We start from the raw sequence: 18,819 nt of genomic DNA, 5'->3' as shown, positions 1-18,819 counted from the left end.
GCTACAAGGTGGAAAGGCATTCTATTCGCTGTGCAGGTTTGCATAAATCAACTCAGCGAGCTTTTTACTGATACCGGGTGCTTTGGCTATTTCGTCAATGCTGGCACGGGATAGCTCCTGCAAGCCACCAAAATGTTTGAGCAAGTCGCGGCGTCGTGTCGGGCCTACCCCTGCAACCCCTTCCAGGGTTGAGGTTCGCCGGGTTTTGCCACGGCGGGCGCGGTGCCCGGTAATGGCGAAACGGTGCGCTTCGTCGCGAATCTGCTGGATCAGGTGCAGCGCAGGTGAGTCCCCCTTCAAAGTGAACTCATGGGCGGCATCATTCAAGTACAACGTCTCGAAACCGGCCTTGCGCGTAGCGCCCTTGGCCACGCCGAGCAGAATCAGGTCGGGCACCGCCAGCTCGTTGAGCACGTCACGGGCCATGGACAGCTGGCCCTTGCCGCCGTCCACCAGCAGGATATCGGGCAGCTTGCCCTCGCCGTCCTTGAGCTTGCTGAAACGCCGCGTAAGGGCCTGGTGCATGGCGGCATAGTCATCGCCGGCGGTCACGCCTTCGATGTTGTAGCGCCGGTAGTCGGACTTGATCGGCCCTTCCGGCCCGAATACCACGCAGGAGGCTACCGTCGCCTCGCCGCTGGAGTGGCTGATGTCGTAGCACTCCAGGCGCTGGGGCGGCTCGTCCAGGTTGAGGACTTCGGCCAATGCGTCGAAACGCGCGGCGACGTGCTGTCGATTGGCCAGGCGTGCGCCCAGCGCCTGTTCGGCGTTGGTCACGGCCAATTGCTGCCAGCGTGCGCGGGTGCCGCGTACACGATGGCTGATGTCCAGTTCGCGGCCGCGCAGCTCGTGGATCGCCTCGATCAAGGTCGGGAAGTCTTCATGCACCACGTTGACGATCAGCTCGGACGGCAAATCGCGCTCGGGGCTGCTGACGTAGTACTGGCCCAGGAAGGCGGCCATGACTTCGGCGACCTCCTCGTCGATACCGGTCTGCGGGAAAAAGTTCTTACTGCCCAGCACCCGCCCGCCCCGCACGCTGATCAGGTGCACACAGGCGCCGCCCGGGTTGACGAAGGCTGCGATCACATCGACATCGCCGGTGCCACCTTCCATGCTTTGCTGATCCTGGACGCGGCGCAGCAGGGAAATCTGGTCACGCAGCTCGGCAGCGCGCTCGAAATCCAGGGTACTGGCGGCCTGCTCCATGGCGCCGGAGAGTTCATCGGTCAGTGCATTGCTGCGCCCTTCGAGGAACATCACCGAATGGCGCACATCCTCGGCGTACTCCGCAGGCTCGACCAGCCCCACACACGGGGCCTTGCAGCGCTTGATCTGGTACTGCAGGCAAGGCCGGGTGCGGTTCTTGTAGAAGCTGTCTTCGCACTGGCGCACAAAGAAGGTCTTTTGCAGCAGGCTCAAACTCTCGCGGATCGCGCCCGCGCTGGGGTACGGACCGAAATACTTGCCCTTCTGCTTCTTCGCGCCCCGGTGAATGCTCAGGCGCGGAAAGTTGCCGTCGGATAAAAATACGTACGGGTAGGATTTATCGTCGCGCAGCAGGATGTTGTAGGGCGGCCGCCATTCCTTGATCAGCGTCTGTTCAAGCAGCAGCGCCTCGGTCTCGTTGGCGGTGATGGTGGTTTCGACCTGGGCGATACGCGCCACCAGCGCGGCGGTCTTGGGCGCCAGGCCGGTCTTGCGAAAGTAGCTCGCCAGGCGGTTTTTCAGGTTCTTGGCTTTGCCGACATACAGCAGCCGTGCCTCGCTGTCGAACATGCGGTACACGCCAGGGCGGCCACTGCAGGTTGAGAGAAAGGCACTTGGATCAAACGGTGTGCTCATGTCAGGCGCTGGCGTCCACCATGCCGTGGCGCACCGCGAGCAGGGTCAATTCAACATCACTGCTGATGGCGAGCTTCTCGAAAATGCGATAGCGGTAGGTGTTGACGGTCTTGGGTGACAGGCACAGCTTGTCGGAGATGGTCTGCACCTTCTGGCACCCGACAATCATCAAGGCAATCTGGATTTCCCGCTCCGACAGTGCGTCGAAGGGCGAGTCGCTGGTGGGCTGGAAGGATTTGATGGCCAATTGCTGGGCAATCTGCGGGCTGATGTACCGCTGGCCGGCAAATACCAGGCGAATGGCCTGGACCATCTCGGCCAGGCCCGCGCCCTTGGTCAGGTAGCCCGCCGCCCCTGCCTGCAACAGGCGGGTGGGAAACGGGTCTTCCTCGCACACGGTGACCACCACGACCTTGATGTCGGGGTGGCTGCGCAACAACTTGGTCGTGGCGCCAAGACCGCCGATCCCGGGCATCTTGACGTCCATCAACACCACATCGGGTTTCAACTCCCGGGCCTTGATCAGGGACTCCTCACCCGATTCAGCCTGGCCGACTACTTGCAGGCCATCGATGTCAGCCAGCATTCGTGTAATGCCTGTACGAACGAGATCATGGTCATCGACTACTAGCACCCTAATCAAGCAGACACCTCGCGATATGGTCTTATAGGTTGCTGAACACCTTAGCAAAAAACCAAGGCGCAGACCTAGTTGCAAGTGTCATATATATAGAGTTTCAACGCGCTGCGCCTGCCCGTCGAACCGCGAACCGCGCTGTTTATCGGGTTAAAGGTCAGGAATCCTGGGGTTGCGGCTTGGGTTTTCCGTTGCGTATGGATGAATGCTCGGCCAGCGTGGTGGTCAAGCGGCGGATTGCATCCTGGTCTTCCTTGAACATCGCTCGATAATTGCCCAGCACTTTTTCTTCGATCTGGCTCAGGTTATCCAGTTGGATCGGCGTGGGGCTGCCCGTCAACACGTACAGGATATCCACACCTCTTTGCGCCACGCGGGAAAGGTAGTCAGCCTTGGGTGCCCGACCGCCGTTTTCATATTTGCCTTGCGCGTTGGCTTCAACGCCTCCTATTTCACCAAACACTTTTTGCGACAGCCCTAGCCGCTCTCTTTCTTGCCTTAAACGCGAACCGATTCCACTCATTTGGATGTATGATCCTAAATTGGCACACCCCAAGAGGTGACACACTCATCTCTTCGTTAAACAAACTTGAACGGTTTTGAACTATGCCCGCAATCCGCACTGCTGCACAAGCCAAGGCTTGGCTTGAACACCAAGGAAAGTCAGTTCAAGCGTTCGCCCGGGAACACGGCGTGGACCCGGCAACCACTTATCAAGTGCTCGCTGGGCGCAAAAAGGGACGGCGTGGAGAGGCCCATAAGGTAGCGGTCCTTCTGGGCATGAAAGAGGGCATCATCCTGGCCGAGAATGAGCCCCTGAGACAGGAGCTGGACGTACTGTCCTGACCAGTATGCGCTTATTGAAGCGTTGTGCCTGTTTTGCCCGAATGAGTGTGCTATTCGCCCGCCAGCGTTGACCGACAGTCGAGTTCCATACGCCAGAAGCAGTCCTCTTCCCCCACGATGCTCAGGCCTCGGCGCTGATACAACCTTCTCGCCGGATTGGTCTTGAACACCGTCAAGCGTAGTAGCCCCAGGCCGTGCGCGCGCGCTTTCAGCGCCATCTGCTCCAGCACCCAACTGCCCGCGCCCTGCTTGCGACAACACTCGAGCATGTGCAACTCGCGGATATACAGGGCCTTGCTGTCCCGACTGAGGCTGACAAACCCCATCACCGCGTCATCGCGGCAGATCAGCCAGTTCTCACGCCCGGCCCAGGCGACGTCGAAGCCATCGTTGGACCACAGCAAGCCGTACTGCAGGTAGTAGCGGCTCATGGCTTCGTGGGTCAGGGTGCGGGCAAAGGGCAAGTCATTGGCCGTCGCGGCCCGTAGATGAAAGCTCATTTACACTGCTACCACTCGGCCAACCCAACGCCCACCTTCGCCCTGGGCGATCACCAATGCGTCGCCCACCCCTGGGGCGGCGGCAATCAAGCGGCCATCCGGCGCCCAGATCGCGCTGCGACCTGCGCAGGCCCAGCCACCCGATGGGCCACCATGGTTGGCCATCAGTACCAGCAGACCATGCTCGGCGGCATAGCCTTGGAGCAAAGCGCTGTCCGCCGCATAGCCGCCTTCGCTGACCAGCACACCCGCCGCATACACGGTCGCACCCGCTTCAGCCGCGCGACGAGGATGGCTGGCGTGGGAAAAGTCCGCACACACCGCCAACGCAATATGCTCATCTCCCTGCTCGAGGGCCGCGCCCCCCTGCCCGGCGACAAACGCCAACGCTTCGCCGGGGTGCAAATGCTGCTTGGTGTAGACGCCGAGGGAACCGTCCGCGCCCAGCACCAGCGCACCGATCAATACGCCCTCTTGCGAAGCCAGCCGGACCGGCATGCCCACCACCGCGGTCAAGCGCAGCTCGCGTGCCATCTCGCGCAGTGGCGCCAACACGGCAGCCTCGGGCTCTATGGCCAACTCAGCCGCCAGAAACGGCTCGTACCCGGTCAGCGACAGCTCCGGAAAGACCAGCACTTGCACGCCGTTGGCCGCCGCCGCGCGCATGAACGCCAGGTGCCGGTGGATGTTGGCCGGCACGTCGCCCGCGATGGAAACAGTTTGAGCAGCAGCAAGGGTCAAGGCGGTCATGGTCGCGTCCAAGCAATCATTAACAAGGTGTGTCCAGCATATCGGCAGTCCCTCATAGCCGTAAGTACCCCGCGGCAATAGAAATTACTGATTGAATCCACCGGTGTGCCTCTAGTAAGCTCGCTCCATCATTTGGAGACATACCATGTTGCAACTCACCCACCCTCAGGTTTGCCCTGCTGCCAGCGCCCAGCGCTCGGTGTCGGCTACCCGTGTGAACGGTTCGAGCGCACTGGTCAGCTTTTATTTTGGGTATTGGTTTAGCCACTGGCGCGCCTGATACCTGAAATCGGCGCCCACTACTCAAGGGGTCGCCTACCAGAGAAATCTAACCCCCGGTCGGCTCCCCGACCGGGGGTTTTGTTTTTTCAGGCCCTGAAAATTTCGTTGCACACCGGACACTAAAAAGGAATCAAGACATGAACTACGCCACCTATTACCGCTACGACACCTCCACCGCCTGGCGATTTAGCAAGCTCCGCTCGGGACAGCCTGCCGCCTCCGATCGGTCACCTATCGGTGGCAAGCCAACACACGTAGCCGATACGGCCAATTGTCGAACACCCCAGTAGGGCCAAGCGCGCGGGAACAGCCCGCCGCTTGCCCAGGAAGCCTTGAATATGAACTCTGCCACCGCCGCTCTGCCCGTTTCGAACCTGACCAGCGCCAACGAAGCGCTGACCCAGCGCCTGCCCAGCTCGCTTGAGCTCAAGCACCAGTTGCCCCTCAGCCCGTTCCTCAATGAACAGATCCACGCCCATCGCCAAGCCGTGCGCGCCATCCTCGATGGCCAGGACTCGCGCTTGCTGGTGATTGTCGGCCCGTGCTCGATCCACGACCCGGAATCGGCCATGGAGTACGCACGCAATCTGAAGAAGCTGGCCCTTGAAGTCAGCGACCAGATGCTGCTGGTGATCCGCGCCTACGTCGAAAAACCGCGCACCACCATCGGCTGGAAAGGCCTGGCCTACGACCCGCACCTGGATGGCAGCGATGACATGGCCGCCGGCCTCACGCTGTCGCGCGAGCTGATGCGCGAAATGCTGCGCCTGGGCCTGCCGGTCGCCACCGAGCTGCTGCAACCGATGGCCGCCGGCTACTTCGATGACCTGCTCAGCTGGGTCGCGATTGGTGCACGTACCACCGAATCGCAGATCCACCGCGAAATGGCCAGCGGCCTGGGCATGCCCGTGGGCTTCAAGAACGGCACCGACGGCGGCGTTGCGATTGCCTGCGACGCAATGCGCTCGGCCGCCCACCCGCACCGCCACTTCGGCGTCGACAGCCAGGGCCATCCGGCGATCATCCAGACCCCAGGCAACCCCGACACCCACCTGGTGCTGCGCGGCGGCCACCGTGGGCCGAACTACGATGCGCAGAGCGTGGCGCAGGTCAAGCACGACCTGGCCAAGTCCAAGGTGGCGGCACGGATCATGGTCGATTGCAGCCATGCCAACAGCGGCAAGGACCCGTTGCGCCAACCGGCGGTGTTCAACGACGTGCTGGAGCAGCGCTTGCAGGGCGACACGTCGCTGGTCGGCATGATGATCGAAAGCCACCTGTTCGAAGGCTGCCAACCGCTGAGTGCATCGATGAAATACGGCGTGTCGGTGACCGATGGCTGCCTGGGCTGGGACGGTACCGAACAACTGCTGCGCAGCGCGGCGCAGCGTCTGCGCGAACAACGCAATAGCACTGACTGATGCAGCTCAAAATGTAGGAGCGGGCTTGCCTGCGATAGCGGTGTGTCAGGCTACAGATCTGTAGCTGGTGTACCGCAATCGCAGGCAAGCCCGCTGCCACATTTGGCCGGTGACAAGTTCAAGAAAGGGGATACAGCGCCTCATCGAACTGCGCCATTTTCGGGAACACCAACGGCTGCTCATCCGCCAGCCCTTGCAGCCGCTGCTCGTACGCGATCAGAAATGCCTGCCGCGCCTCATCACTGATATACGGCACATGCCACGCCACGAACGGCGCCAGCACTTCATACCCGACATACGCCAAGGTCCCGCGCAGGATCGGCCGCAACATGTCCTCCAACGGCCCGTGAATCGCGCCCTCGCCGAACATGTGTTCACGCCCGCCCAAAGTCACCGTGACCAACGCACGCTTGCCCGCCAGCCCGCCCTGATCGTAAAACCGCTTGCCGCCATAACACACGCCCGACACCAGTACGCGGTCGATCCAGCCCTTGAGCATCGCCGGCACCGAGAACCAGAAGATCGGAAAATTGAGGATCAGCAAGTCAGCCCAGAGCAGCTTGTCCAACTCGCCCTGGATATCCGCCGCGATCGACTGCTTCTTCACCCCCAGGCGCTGCTCCAGGGCATACACCAGGTAGTCAGGGTTTTCCCGCGCGCAAAAGTCCGCGGCCGACGCCACCGGGTTCCACTGCATCGCGTACAAATCACTGACCTGCACCTCGTGCCCCTGCGCGCTCAACGTGGCGATGGCCTGATCACGCAAGGCGGCGGTAAACGACTGCGGTTCAGGGTGCGCGTGAACAATCAAAACCTTCATGTGAATTCCTCAAACAGTGGGCGCCGCCCGTTGGGCCAGCAAGTGATCGAGCCAGTCCGGGTCCATCGCAGGTTCGGATGAAAACAACAGGCCGGTGTAGTCCTGGTACGGCGGGGTGAAAATCGCGCTGCGGCTGCCCTGGTCCACCACCCTGCCCCGCTGCATCACCACCACTTCATCGGCAATCGCGCGGACGGTGGCAACGTCGTGGGTGATGAACAGGTAGGCCACGCCGAGTTGCTGCTGGAGGCGGTTGAGCAGTTTCAACACGCCCTCGGCCACCAGTTGATCGAGGGCCGAGGTGACCTCATCGCAGATGATCAATTGCGGGTCGGCCGCCAGGGCGCGGGCGATGCAGATGCGCTGCTTCTGCCCGCCGGACAGTTCTCGCGGCTGGCGCTCCATGTAGGTGGCCGGGTCCAGCTCGATCATTTCCAGCAGCTCGGCGACCCGCGCACGCAGGGCCTTGCCCTTCAGGCCCAGGTAAAACGTCAGCGGCCGGCCGATGATGTCGACGATGCGCTGGCGTGGGTTCAGCGCGGTATCGGGAATCTGGTAGATCATCTGGATGCGCCGCAACTGCTCCTTGCTGCGCTGGCGAAAGTCCACCGGCAACGCCTCGCCGTCATACAGCACCTGCCCGCTCGTGGCCGGGAGCAAGCCGGTGATCAGGCGCGCGGTGGAGCTCTTGCCGCTGCCGGACTCGCCGATCACCGCCAGGGTCTGGCCGCGATACAGCTTCATCGACACCTCCTGCAGCACCGGTTGATGGCCATAGCTGGCGCACACCTGGCGCACATCCAGCAGCGGTTGCTCCTGCACCGGGCACGGCTTGGGCTCGGTGCGAAAGCTGCGCACTGCCCACAGCGACTTGGTGTAGTCCTGCTGCGGCTGGCTGAGCATGCTGCGGGTGTCGGCCTCTTCCACCAGCTTGCCGTGGCGCAGCACCATGATGCGGTCGGCCATCTGCGCGACCACCGCCAGGTCGTGGCTGATATACAGCGCGGCGCTGCCGAAGGTTTTCACCGCATCGCGGATCGCCGCGAGGACTTCAATCTGCGTGGTGACGTCGAGGGCGGTGGTGGGTTCGTCAAAGATGATCAGGTCGGGGTGGCACGCCATCGCCATGGCGGTCATCACCCGTTGCAGCTGGCCGCCGGAAACCTGATGGGGATAACGTTGGCCGATGGTCTGCGGGTTGGGCAGGCGCAGCACGCGGTACAACTCCACCGCTTCGCGCTCGGCCTGGGCACGGTTGACGCCGCCGTTGATCACCGCCGTTTCGACGTGCTGGTCGATCAGCCGATGCGCCGGGTTGAACGACGCGGCCGCACTTTGCGCGACATAGGCAATGCGCAAGCCGCGTAACTTGCGCAGCGCTTCAGGCTTGGCCTGCAGCAGTTGAATGCCGTCAAAACACACCGAGCCGCCCGTGATGCGGCAACCGTCGCGCGCATAGCCCATGGCGGCCAGCCCGAGGGTCGATTTGCCCGCCCCCGACTCGCCAATCAGCCCCAGCACTTCGCCGCGCTGCAAGGTCAGGTCGATGCCCTTGATCAGCGGGTGCCAGGCGTCCTCGTAATGCCCCTCGATCTGCAGGTTGCGGATTTCCAACAAGGGCTTGTCCATCCTCAACACTCCTTCAGGCCGCTGGATTTATGCAGCATCCAGTCGACGACAAAATTCACGCTGACGGTGATCAACGCCACTGCCAGGGCCGGCAGCAACGGGCTGATATCGCCGAAGGTGATCAACACCGCGTTGTCGCGGACCATGCTGCCCCAGTCGGCGGTGGGCGGTTGGATGCCCAGGCCGAGGAACGACAGCGCGCTGATAAACAGAAATACAAAGCAGAAGCGCAGGCCGAATTCGGCAATCAACGGTGCGGCGGCGTTGGGCAGCACTTCGCGGGTGACCAGCCACCACAGGCCTTCGCCGCGCAGGCGGGCAGCCTCGACGAAGTCCTGCACCACCACGGTCATCGCCACGGCGCGGGACAGGCGAAACACCCGTGTCGAATCCAGCAGCGCAATCACCAGCACCAGCGAGATGGCGTTGGTGCCCACCACGCTGAGAATCAGCAAGGCAAAGATCAGCTGCGGGATCGCCATGAGAATGTCCACCACCCGCGACAAGCCCTGGTCGATCCAGCCGCCCTTGATCGCGGCGACCAAGCCACACAGGCCGCCGAGCAGAAACGCCAGGGTCGTGGTCAGGAACGCGATGCCCAGGGTATTGCGCGCGCCGTACACCAGGCGGCTGAACATGTCGCGCCCCAGGTTATCGGTGCCCAGCAGGAACTGGCCGCTCCACGGCGCAAAACCCTCGCCCACCACCTGGGTTTCGCCGTAGGGCGCCAGCAGCGGCGCAAACACCGCCACCACGATGTACAACACAATGATCAGCAGGCCGAACTTGGCGCTCAACGGCGCCCGGGCCACTTGGCTCAACAGGCTCATGGTCTACCCCTTCGGATGCATCAGGCGTGGGTTGCTGGCGATGGACAACACGTCCGCCCCGGTATTGAGCAGGATGTAAGTGGCGGCGAAGATCAGGCTGCAGGCCTGCACCACCGGAATGTCGCGCTTGGACACCGAGTCCACCAGCAACTGGCCGAGGCCCGGGTACACGAACACCACTTCGACCACCACCACGCCCACCACCAGGTACGCCAGGTTCAGCGCGACCACATTGACGATGGGCGCCAGCGCATTGGGCAGCGCGTGCCGCCAGATAATCCGCGACTGACGGATGCCCTTCAGGCGCGCCATCTCGATATACGGGCTGGCCAGCAGGTTGATCAGCGAAGCGCGGGTCATGCGCATCATCTGCGCGATCACCACCAGGCTGAGGGTGGCCACCGGCAACACCGAGCGTTCGAGAATGGTGCCGAAACTGGCATCCGGGGCCAGGTTCGACAGGCTGGGAAACCACCCCAGCTTCACCGAGAACACCAGGATCAACAGGTACGCGACGAAGAACTCCGGGAACGACACCGCGCTCAACGCCGAGGTGTTGAGCAGGCGATCGAACCAGCTGTTGCGGTACAACGCCGCCAGCATCCCCAGCACCAGCGCCGTCGGCACCGAGACCAACGCCGCCAACGCGGCCAGGCTCAAGGTGTTGCCCAGGCGCGCGCCGATCAACTCGGCAATGGGTCGCTGGTTGCCCAGCGAAGCGCCGAGATCACCGTGCAGCAGACGCAGCAGCCAGTGCGCAAAGCGCGTCAGCGGCGGCAGGTCCAGGCCCAATTGCGCGCGAAACGCCGCCACGGTCTCCGGCGTGGCGGACTGGCCGAGCATGGCCTGGGCGATATCCCCCGGGAGCATGCCCACGGCGAGAAAGATGATCACCGACACGGCGAACAAAGACAGCAGGCCGAGGGCCAGGCGTTGGAGCACCAGTTTGAATAAGCTATTCATGTTCGGTTCTCATGAGTTGGGCATGTTCTCGAAGGCGACAAATGTCCAATGTGGGAGCGGGCTTGCTCGCGAAAGCGGTGTGTCAGCCAATACAGATAGAGACTGACCCAGCGCATTCGCGAGCAAGCCCGCTCTCACATTTGGTTTGTGGCGTTTCTGAAGTATTCACGCCTGCCACCACCGCTCGATCAGCCTCAGCCCATCCAACTCGCCATACGGCGCGGTCTGCGCACCGTGCGCCACGCGGTTCGAACGCGCCGCCACCGAACTGGCAAACAGCGGCACGATGGCCCCGCCATCATCCCGGCACAGGGCCTGCATTTCGTTGTACATCTCCTGGCGCAACGGGGCGTTCATCTCGCCACGGGCCGCGGTCAACAGTTGGTTGAAGCGCGGGTTGTCCCAGTGGGTCTCGTTCCACGCCGCACCCTTGGCGTAGCCGATGCTGAACATGCGGTCGGCGGTCAGGCTGCTGTACCAGAACGAAGTGGTGAACGGCTGCTTCATCCACACGTTGGAAAAGAACCCGTCGGCCGGTTCGCGCACCACGTCGATGTCGATACCGGCCTGGCGCGCCTGCTCCTTGAACAACACCGAGGCGTCCACTGCGCCGGTGTAGGCGGCGTCCGACGCCTGCAGGCGGACCTTGAGCGACTCCACCCCGGCCTTGCGCAGGTAGAAGCGCGACTTGTCCGGATCGTAGGTGCGTTGCTCCAGGGCGGCGTTGATAAAGCGGCTGCCGGGCTGGATCGGGTGGTCGTTGCCCACCAGGCCGTAGCCGTACAGCACCGAGGCGAGCAAGGTTTCGCGATTGATCGCGTGCTTCATCGCCATGCGAATGTCGTTGTTCTTGAATTCGTTGCTGTCGCACAGCATCGGGAAGGTGTAGTGCTGCGCGCCCTTGGTTTCTTCGATCACCAGGTTGGCGTTGCGCTTGAGCAGGGCCACGGTTTTCAGGTCGACCTTGTTGATCACATCGACCTGCCCGGTGACCAGCGCATTGACCCGCGCGGCACCGTCGGCGATGGCCAGCAACTCGGCGCTGGCGAAATGCGCGCGACCGGGTTTCCAGTAGTCGGGGTTGCGCTCCAGGTCCATGCGCACACCCGGCTCGAAGCTTTTCAGGCGGTAGCCGCTGGTGCCGACGCCGGCCTTCCAGTCGGCGGCGCCATCCTTGGCGGGCATGATCACCAGGTGATAATCGGCAACCACGTAGGCAAAGTCGGCGTTGCCAGAATGCAGCTCGAACACCACCGCATCGTTGCCCTGGGCGCTGACGCTGGCGACGTCGCCGAGTACGGTCTTGGCGGCCGACGTGGAGTCCTTGCTCAGGTGATGATTGATCGACACCACCACGTCTTCGGCGCTCAGGCTTTTGCCGTTATGGAAGGTCACGCCGGGGCGCAGGTGGAAGGTCCACACGCGCGCATCCGGGGTCGATTCAAAGCGCTCGGCGAGCTCGGGAATCGCGCTGCCGTCGACGGCGATTTCGGTCAGCGTGTTGTACACCGCCGAGAAGCCGACAAAGGTGAAGGTGTCGACCCAGGAACCGGGGTCGCGCGAGTCAGTGGTGCTGCCTCCGGCCAACCCCAGGCGCAGCACGCCGCCGGGCTTGGGCGTCGCGTCCTGGGCCAATGCGTGCAGCGGCAGGCCCAGGGAAAACGCCGCTGCCACCGCACCGGCCACGGCGCTGTGTTTGAGGAAGTCCCGTCGGTGCATCGCTTGAGTCATTTTGTTGTTGTTTTCGCTCATGGTCTTGCTCCTCTAAAGATCAACAGGCACAGGCATGTTTCAGCTCGATCAAGGTCACGCCGTTGCGTTTGAAGGCGTTGCGCAAGTCCGTCTGCAATGCATCCAGGTCCTGGGGCTGGTTCACCGTGCAGCCGAACGCCTGGGCGAACAAGGCAAAATCCGGGTTGCGCGGCAGCACGCCGATCGGTTCGATCTCCAGGTCGAGCATGTCGTCGCGGATCTGGCCGAGGGCTTCGTTGTTCCACAGCAGCACCACCAACGGGCTGTCCAGTTCTTCCACCGCCGTCGCCAGTTCCTGCGCGGTGTAGAGAAAGCCGCCATCACCCACCAGCACCAGGCCGGGGCGCTGCGGCGCGCCGAACTTGGCGCCGATGCCGGCCGGCAAGCCGTAGCCCAAGGTGCCGTAGCCCGTGGGGTGCAGCCAACTGCGCGGGGCCCGGCTGCGGTAGGCGTAGTTGCCGGTGTAGGCCAGTTGGGTCATGTCACTGCTGATCACCGCATTCGCCGGCAATTCGGCCTCGATGCGCTCGAGAATCGCCTGGTGGATCGATTGCAACGGACCGTGTCCGGACTCGATGGCCTGCAGCACTGCCGCCACTGATCTGGCCGCCGCTGCAGCGTCGCGCGGTGCCGGCGGTAACCGTTGCAGCAGGGCTTGCACCGTCTGTTGGGCATCGCCTTTCAGCGCGACGGCGCACGGGTAGAAATCATTGAATTTGCGCGGGTCGATGTCCACGCGCACTAGCTCGCCATTCAGCGGCAAACGCTCGCGCCAATAGTCGGTGTCGGCCATTTCCGTGCCGACCGCGAGCACCACGTCGGCCTCGCTGATCAATTGCCAACCAGGTTCGACGCACAAGGTCGAGCCGGCATTCAGCGGATGCTCGATCGGCAACAGGCCCTTACCCGCGACACTGCTGAAAAACGGCGCCGCCAGTTGTGTGCTCAAGCGCTGCAACGCCTCGCCGGCGGCCAGCGCGCCGCCGCCGGCGATGATCATCGGGCGCTTGGCCACCGACAGTTTTGCCGCCGCTTGATCCAGGTCTTCCGCCGAGGGCAAACCGCGCCCTGGGCGGCGTACGACCTCGTTGCTCCAGTCTCTCTGGATCGGCGCAGCCAACACGTCGAGCGGCACCGAAATGTGCACCGGCCGTGGCCGCTCACTGTCGAACACCGCATAAGCACGCGCCACCAGTTCGGGCAAATCCTCGGTGCTCAAGGCCACGGCGGAAAACGCCGTGATCGGCGCCGTGATCGCGCGCTGGTCCTGGGTCTCATGCAAGATGCCCCAGCCCTTGCCGAGGCTGGCAGTGTGGTTGACGCTGGAAATCACCAGCAGCGGGATCGAGTCGGCGTAGGCCTGGCCGATGGCGGTTGCGGCGTTGGTCACGCCGGGCCCGGTGATCACAAAGCACACGCCCGGCTTGCCGCTGACACGCGCATAACCATCGGCCATAAAGCCCGCGCCCTGTTCATGGCGGGTGAGTACATGGCGAATGCCGCTGCCGGGCAAGCCGCGGTACAACTCCAGGGTGTGCACTCCGGGAATCCCGAAGACGGTATCGACGCCATAGTTGGCCAGCAACCGCACCAGGGCCTGGCCGCCGGTCAAGGTTTTATCGTGCATGTTGATCTCCTAGACGAATCAACGCGTCGACCGCCGTGGCGCCGTGGGCGTTGACCAGCAATGGGTTCACATCCAACTCCAGCAATTGCGCGGCGTTGGCGCAGGCGTAGTCGGCCACCGCACGGATGGCCGCGACCAGCGCGTCGAGATCCGCCATTTCGCGCCCGCGAAAGCCCTGCAGCAACGCGGCGCTGCGCAAGCTGAGCACGGCGTGGCGGATCGCATCGTCAGTGGTCGGCAGCAGCAGGCTGCGACTGTCCTTGAGCAGTTCCACGAGGATGCCACCAGCGCCGATCACCAGGGCCAGGCCGAAGTCATTCTCGCGCTTGATACCCACGATCAGCTCGGCCAACGGCGGGGTCGCCATGGACTCCAGCAGCAGTTGGTCAAACGCTACACCGGGCGCATACGCGGCGATCTGCCCGCGCATCAGCGCCAACGCAGACGTCAGCGCCACACCATCCTGCAGGTTCAAGGCGACGGCACCGGCCTCGGTTTTATGCGGTAACTGGGTGCTGACCGCCTTGAGCACCAACGGGTAGCCCAGCACATCGGCATCGGCAATCGCGCGTCCCGGCGTACTCAATACCGCCGCCGGCGTGTTCAGGCCGAACACGCGCAAGGCTTGCTTGGACGCCCACTCATCCAGGGCCAGGCCCTGGCCTTGCAGGGGTTGCGGGCACAGCGGCACGAGGCTCGACTCGCCGCGCGCCAGCAAGGTCCGTCGATTATGCTGATACTCGGCGATCCGCCCCCAGGCCGCGAGTGCATCCTCCACGCCTTGCAGCGCAGCAATGCCGTGGGCATGCAAGCGCTCGCGGGCATAGGCCGGCAGCAATTCGGGAAACGCCGAGGTGACAAACCCGGTCTTGCCATGCCGGTCGAGCGCGTCGCAAAACAGCCCGAGCAGCAGGTCGCATTCCTTGCGTTCGCCGGTGAATTCGGCCGGGTAGTCCAGCACCAGCATGGCGGCATCGGCCTCCGTGCGCAGGGCGGTATCGAGCATCGTGTCGAGGGCTTCGCGGTCACCCCAGATGGCGGTGGTGAAGTCCAGCGGGTTGACCAGGTTGGCGTAGCTGGGCAGCACCTGCGCCAGCTCTGCGCGCTGGTCTTCGTCGAGTGTCGGCAAGGCCAGTTGGTTGCGCTCGGCGTAGTCGGCGATCAGCCCCGCATCGCCACCGGAACAGGCCAGCGCGATCAGGCGGTTGCCGGCCGGCAGATTGCCGCACGCCGCGGCTTTCAAGGTCTCGACAAAACTCACCGGCCCACTCACGCGGATCACCCCGAGCCGGGTGAACAGGCTGTCGTACAGTGTGTCGGAGCCGGACAGCGAACTGGTATGACTCAGCGCCAGCTCAGCCCCGATCTGCGACACGCCGGTTTTCAACGCGATGATCGGGATGCCCTTCTCCAGCGCCTTGTGCGCGGCGCGGGCGAACCCCGGGACATTCTTCAAACCCTCCAGGTGCAGACCGATGGCGGTCACGCGCGGCTCATCGAGCAGTACATCCATCAATTCGGCCACGCCCAATTGCGCCTGGTTGCCGACCGAGGCCATGTAGGCCACCGGCAACGAGCGGTCGCTCATCGACAGGTTGTAGGCGAAGTTGCCGCTCTGGGTCAGCACCGCCACGCCCTTCTCCACCGCTTTGCCGCCGTGGGCCACCGGCCACAGGGCGGCGCTGTGCAGGTAGTCGAGCAGGCCGTAGCAGTTGGGACCGAGCAAGGCCATCTCGCCAGCGGCGTGCAACAACTGCTGCTGCAGCGCGGCACCACTGGCGCCGGTTTCGGCAAAGCCGGAGGCGTAGCAGATCGCCCCGCCGGTGCCGATAGCGGCCAGTTCAGCAACGCAGGTCAATGTCAGTTCACGGTTGGTGGCAATGAATACCGCATCCGGGCCGCACGGCAGGTCGGCGACGCGGCGCACACAGGGGATGCCGTCGAGGCTGTCATGCTGCGGGTTGACCAGCCACATCGGCCCGGTAAACCCGCCGTCGGCACAGCGCTTGAGGGCGCGGGCCATGCTGCGCCCGCCGACAAAAGCCAGGTGCCGGGGCGCCAGCAGGCGCTTGAGATTGTCGCGAATAGCCTGGGACATAAGCGTTCTCCGCGCCGATCAGCGCAACAGCGGCCGCAACAGTTCACGGGCGATGATATGGCGCTGGATTTCCGAAGTGCCTTCCCAGATCCGTTCGATCCGCGCGTTGCGCCAGATGCGCTCCACCGGCCCTTCATCCATCAAGCCCATGCCACCGAAAATCTGCACGGCCTCGTCGGCGACCTTGCCCAGGGTTTCGCTGGCAAACAGCTTGGCCATGCCGGCCTCGCCGTCGGTCATGCTGCCCTGATCCATTTTCCAGGCGGTGTGCAGGGTCAGCAGTTCAGCCGCGCGTATCTGCGTGGCCATGTCGGCGAGTTTGAAGCTCACGCCCTGATAGGTGCCGATGGGCTGGCCAAACTGCTTGCGATCCGCTGCCCATTGCAGCGACACCTCCAGCGCACGCTGGGCCTGGCCGACGCAGTTGGCGGCGACCATCACGCGCCCGGCGGTGAGCCAGGCGTTGGCCACGTCCCAGCCTTTGCCCACTTCACCGAGTACCTTGGAGGCTGGCACGCGGCAGTCGTCGAAGAACATTTCGTAGGTGTGGTAACCGCGGTTGCTCACACACTTGGGGCCCCGGCGAATGGTCATGCCCGGCGTGCCACGGTCGACCAGGAATGAAGTCACCGCATTGCGCTGGCGGCCGTTGTGCTCGTAGGTGTCGGTGACGGCAAACACGATGGCGAAATCGGCGTGCCCGGCATGGCTGATGAAGTGCTTGCTGCCGTTGATCACGAAGTCGTCGCCGTGGCGCACGGCGCGGGTCTTGATCGCGTTGGCGTCCGAACCGGCACCGGGTTCGGTCAGCGCGAAGCAGTCGATTTTCTTGCCCTGCACGCACGGCAGCAGATAGTCGCCGATCTGCGCGCCGGTGCAGGCCATGAGGATTTTCGACGGGCGCGCGACAAACACATGCAGGGCCCACGACACCTTGGACAATTCCCGTTCGATCAACGCCTGCGACAAGTAGTCGAGGCCACCACCACCGACCTCTTCCGGCATGTTGAAGGCATAGAAGCCGGCAGCGATGGCCTTGTCGCGGATCTGCGCGGCCAGCTCCGGTGAAACCTCGTCGGCGCGGTCCACCGCCTCCTCGTAGGGCAACAATTCCTTGGCAACAAAACTGCGTACCGCGTCCACCAACATGTCTTGTTCTTGGCTGAGTTGGAAATTCATGGCGCTACCTGCTCGGGGTGTCGTTGTTGTTATTTGCCGCAGAATGTCGGGAGGCGTTTTTCCATGGCCGCGCGCAGGGCTTCGGCGCCATCTGCACTGCGTCCGCATAACAGGCCGGCGGCCAGTTCGGCTTGCAGTTGCTCGGGCAGGCTGCGGTCGGCGCCATCGCGGATCAGGGTTTTGGTCTGGGCGAAGGCGAAGGTCGGGCCGTTGGCCAGGCGGGTCGCCAGTTCGAGGGTGTGGGCATGCAGTTGCTCATCGGCGACCACTTCACCGACCAGGCCGGCTGCCAGGGCGCGGTCGGCGCTCCACAGCTCATCAAGGAACAGCAGGCGCTTGGCCTGCTCGCTGCCGATCAGGCGCGGCAAATGCCAGCTGGCACCGGCGTCCGGGGCATACGCCATGCTGGTGTAGCCGGCCTTGAAGCGCGCCGACTGGGCCGCTACGCGCAGGTCGCAGCACAGGGTCAGGTCCATGCCGGCGCCGACGGCCGTGCCGTTGATCGCGGCAATCGTGGGCTTGTCGAGGCTGTGCAGGCGGGTCATGAGGGCGTGGGCGGTTTCGGTCCAGCCGTAGGTTTCCAGGGCGCCGCGTGCTTCGGCGTCGGCCCACTCCGCGAGGTCCGCGCCAGCGCAGAAGCTGCGGCCGCTGCCGGTCAACACCACCACACGCACGGCCGGGTCGCGGTTGAACGCGTCGAGCAGGCTGTGCAGGTGCTTGAGGGTCGGGATGTCCAGCGCATTGCGCTGCGGCCCTCGGTTGAGGGTGATCCAGGCAACGCCTGCCTGCACGTGGGTGAGCACGGACGAATCGGTAGTCATGGCTTCCTCGAATTATTTTATTTGGCGTGAGGGGTGCGACATGGGGCGATACTAAACGAGTGTTCAGTAAGGAGGCAATCGGCAAATCTTAAATTTTTTCAGTGCAGGAAAAACCGCCCCGGACCTTGCGTCCAGGGCGGCGAGGAAGGCTCAGGGCTTGAGCTGGTAACGCTTGCGACCGCCAGACTGCAGGCCGTCGACCCAGGCTTCGCAGATCTGGATCCCCTGCTCAGGGGTGAACGTGCCGGGGTTGAGCCCCGACTCCAGCCACAACCCGTCGAGCAAGGCGCTCAGGCCGATGGCCGCGAGGTCGGCGTCGAACTGCTCCCACCCTTCTTCGCGGGCCATGTCGGTCAGGGCCGAACGCATGATGGTGCGGTATTCGCCGTAGGAGTGTTCGTGGGCCAGGTTGATCGCCGGCGCCGTCTTCACCGCGCCCCAGAACACCAGCCACGCATCCAGCAACTGCGGGTCGAGCAACTCGGCGGAAAACGAGCCCCGAAACAGCGCCGACAAACGCTCCCGAGGGTTGGGCGGCGCCTTGGCCATGGTCTCGCGCAGCAGGCTCATGACCTGGCCGGTGATGGTGCGATAGGCCTCGGCCACCAACTCATCCTTGCCCGAGTAGTGGTGGCTGATCAGCCCTACGGAGACCCCGGCTTCGGCGCTGATCTTGCGGATCGAGGCGCCCTGGAACCCGTCACGCTTGAGGCAAGTCAGGGTCGCCTGGACCAGATTGGCCTTGCGCAATTCCGGCTCCATCCGGGAGAAACGGGTTTCCTGGGTCATGGCGCGGTGTCCTTCGGTTGAGTCGGCTGC

At 63.6% G+C, this 18,819-nt stretch carries 17 protein-coding genes; 2 read left to right on the top strand and 15 right to left on the bottom strand.

Translation table 11 applies throughout. The features are described 5' to 3' along the window. Positions 1-21 precede the first annotated feature (21 nt). The 3 genes from uvrC to JFU04_RS09760 form a co-directional block, all read right to left on the bottom strand. Entirely contained in the window at positions 22-1,845 is a 1,824-nt protein-coding gene (uvrC, locus tag JFU04_RS09770) for an excinuclease ABC subunit UvrC (protein WP_106804466.1), read from the bottom strand. A 1-nt stretch (position 1,846) separates the two neighbouring features. After that, a complete protein-coding gene (gene gacA / locus JFU04_RS09765; protein WP_003190387.1) occupies positions 1,847-2,488 on the bottom strand; it encodes a response regulator transcription factor GacA in 642 nt (213 codons plus the stop codon). A 151-nt stretch (positions 2,489-2,639) separates the two neighbouring features. After that, complete coding sequence (locus JFU04_RS09760) at positions 2,640-3,005, bottom strand: helix-turn-helix domain-containing protein (protein WP_065905592.1); 366 nt, start codon at positions 3,003-3,005, stop codon at positions 2,640-2,642. A gap of 83 nt (positions 3,006-3,088) precedes the next feature. Here JFU04_RS09760 and JFU04_RS09755 point away from each other — a divergent pair, with 83 nt between their 5' ends. Beyond that, on the top strand, positions 3,089-3,328 hold the full coding sequence (locus JFU04_RS09755) for a DNA-binding protein (protein ID WP_065905591.1): 240 nt from the start codon (positions 3,089-3,091) through the stop codon (positions 3,326-3,328). Positions 3,329-3,378: 50 nt separating this feature from the next. Here JFU04_RS09755 and JFU04_RS09750 read toward each other — a convergent pair whose 3' ends face one another. Then, positions 3,379-3,828 (bottom strand): GNAT family N-acetyltransferase, encoded by a 450-nt coding sequence (locus JFU04_RS09750; protein WP_201143944.1) that lies wholly within the window; start codon positions 3,826-3,828, stop codon positions 3,379-3,381. After that, positions 3,829-4,578, bottom strand: coding sequence for a carbon-nitrogen hydrolase family protein (locus JFU04_RS09745; RefSeq protein WP_201143943.1), 750 nt, complete (start codon positions 4,576-4,578; stop codon positions 3,829-3,831). Positions 4,579-5,198: 620 nt separating this feature from the next. Here JFU04_RS09745 and JFU04_RS09740 point away from each other — a divergent pair. Beyond that, positions 5,199-6,281 (top strand): 3-deoxy-7-phosphoheptulonate synthase, encoded by a 1,083-nt coding sequence (locus JFU04_RS09740; RefSeq protein WP_120448113.1) that lies wholly within the window; start codon positions 5,199-5,201, stop codon positions 6,279-6,281. Positions 6,282-6,399: 118 nt separating this feature from the next. Here the strand turns inward: JFU04_RS09740 and JFU04_RS09735 are convergent, their stop codons facing one another. The 10 genes from JFU04_RS09735 to JFU04_RS09690 form a co-directional block, all read right to left on the bottom strand. Beyond that, entirely contained in the window at positions 6,400-7,101 is a 702-nt protein-coding gene (locus JFU04_RS09735; protein WP_120448112.1) for an NAD(P)H-dependent oxidoreductase, read from the bottom strand. Positions 7,102-7,110: 9 nt separating this feature from the next. Further along, a complete protein-coding gene (locus tag JFU04_RS09730) occupies positions 7,111-8,730 on the bottom strand; it encodes an ABC transporter ATP-binding protein (RefSeq protein ID WP_201143942.1) in 1,620 nt (539 codons plus the stop codon). Positions 8,731-8,732: 2 nt separating this feature from the next. Next, positions 8,733-9,560 (bottom strand): ABC transporter permease, encoded by an 828-nt coding sequence (locus JFU04_RS09725; RefSeq protein ID WP_201143941.1) that lies wholly within the window; start codon positions 9,558-9,560, stop codon positions 8,733-8,735. 3 nt (positions 9,561-9,563) lie between these two features. Next, the gene (locus JFU04_RS09720) at positions 9,564-10,523 is read right to left on the bottom strand and encodes an ABC transporter permease (protein ID WP_201143940.1); all 960 of its coding nucleotides are present in this window, start codon (positions 10,521-10,523) and stop codon (positions 9,564-9,566) included. 165 nt (positions 10,524-10,688) lie between these two features. Further along, a complete protein-coding gene (locus tag JFU04_RS09715) occupies positions 10,689-12,275 on the bottom strand; it encodes an ABC transporter substrate-binding protein (protein ID WP_106804472.1) in 1,587 nt (528 codons plus the stop codon). A gap of 19 nt (positions 12,276-12,294) precedes the next feature. After that, on the bottom strand, positions 12,295-13,902 hold the full coding sequence (locus JFU04_RS09710; protein ID WP_201143939.1) for a 5-guanidino-2-oxopentanoate decarboxylase: 1,608 nt from the start codon (positions 13,900-13,902) through the stop codon (positions 12,295-12,297). Continuing rightward, positions 13,892-16,000 (bottom strand): acetate--CoA ligase family protein, encoded by a 2,109-nt coding sequence (locus JFU04_RS09705; RefSeq protein ID WP_201143938.1) that lies wholly within the window; start codon positions 15,998-16,000, stop codon positions 13,892-13,894. Before JFU04_RS09705 ends, JFU04_RS09710 begins: the two co-directional genes overlap by 11 nt. Before the next feature lie 18 nt (positions 16,001-16,018). Then, positions 16,019-17,179: an acyl-CoA dehydrogenase family protein gene (locus JFU04_RS09700; RefSeq protein ID WP_201143937.1), complete on the bottom strand. Its 1,161-nt coding sequence runs from the start codon at positions 17,177-17,179 to the stop codon at positions 16,019-16,021. 29 nt (positions 17,180-17,208) lie between these two features. Next, positions 17,209-18,000 carry an enoyl-CoA hydratase/isomerase family protein gene (locus tag JFU04_RS09695; RefSeq protein ID WP_065905579.1) on the bottom strand — a complete coding sequence of 264 codons (792 nt, stop codon included), beginning with the start codon at positions 17,998-18,000 and terminating at the stop codon, positions 17,209-17,211. A gap of 150 nt (positions 18,001-18,150) precedes the next feature. Beyond that, positions 18,151-18,789: a TetR family transcriptional regulator C-terminal domain-containing protein gene (locus JFU04_RS09690; RefSeq protein ID WP_065905578.1), complete on the bottom strand. Its 639-nt coding sequence runs from the start codon at positions 18,787-18,789 to the stop codon at positions 18,151-18,153. Positions 18,790-18,819 lie beyond the last annotated feature (30 nt).

Source organism: Pseudomonas sp. TH21 (assembly GCF_016651025.1).
Lineage (GTDB): Bacteria > Pseudomonadota > Gammaproteobacteria > Pseudomonadales > Pseudomonadaceae > Aquipseudomonas > Aquipseudomonas aylmerensis.
The sequence above is the reverse complement of the archived record's forward strand: the minus strand, read 5'-3'. Positions and strand labels throughout refer to the sequence as shown.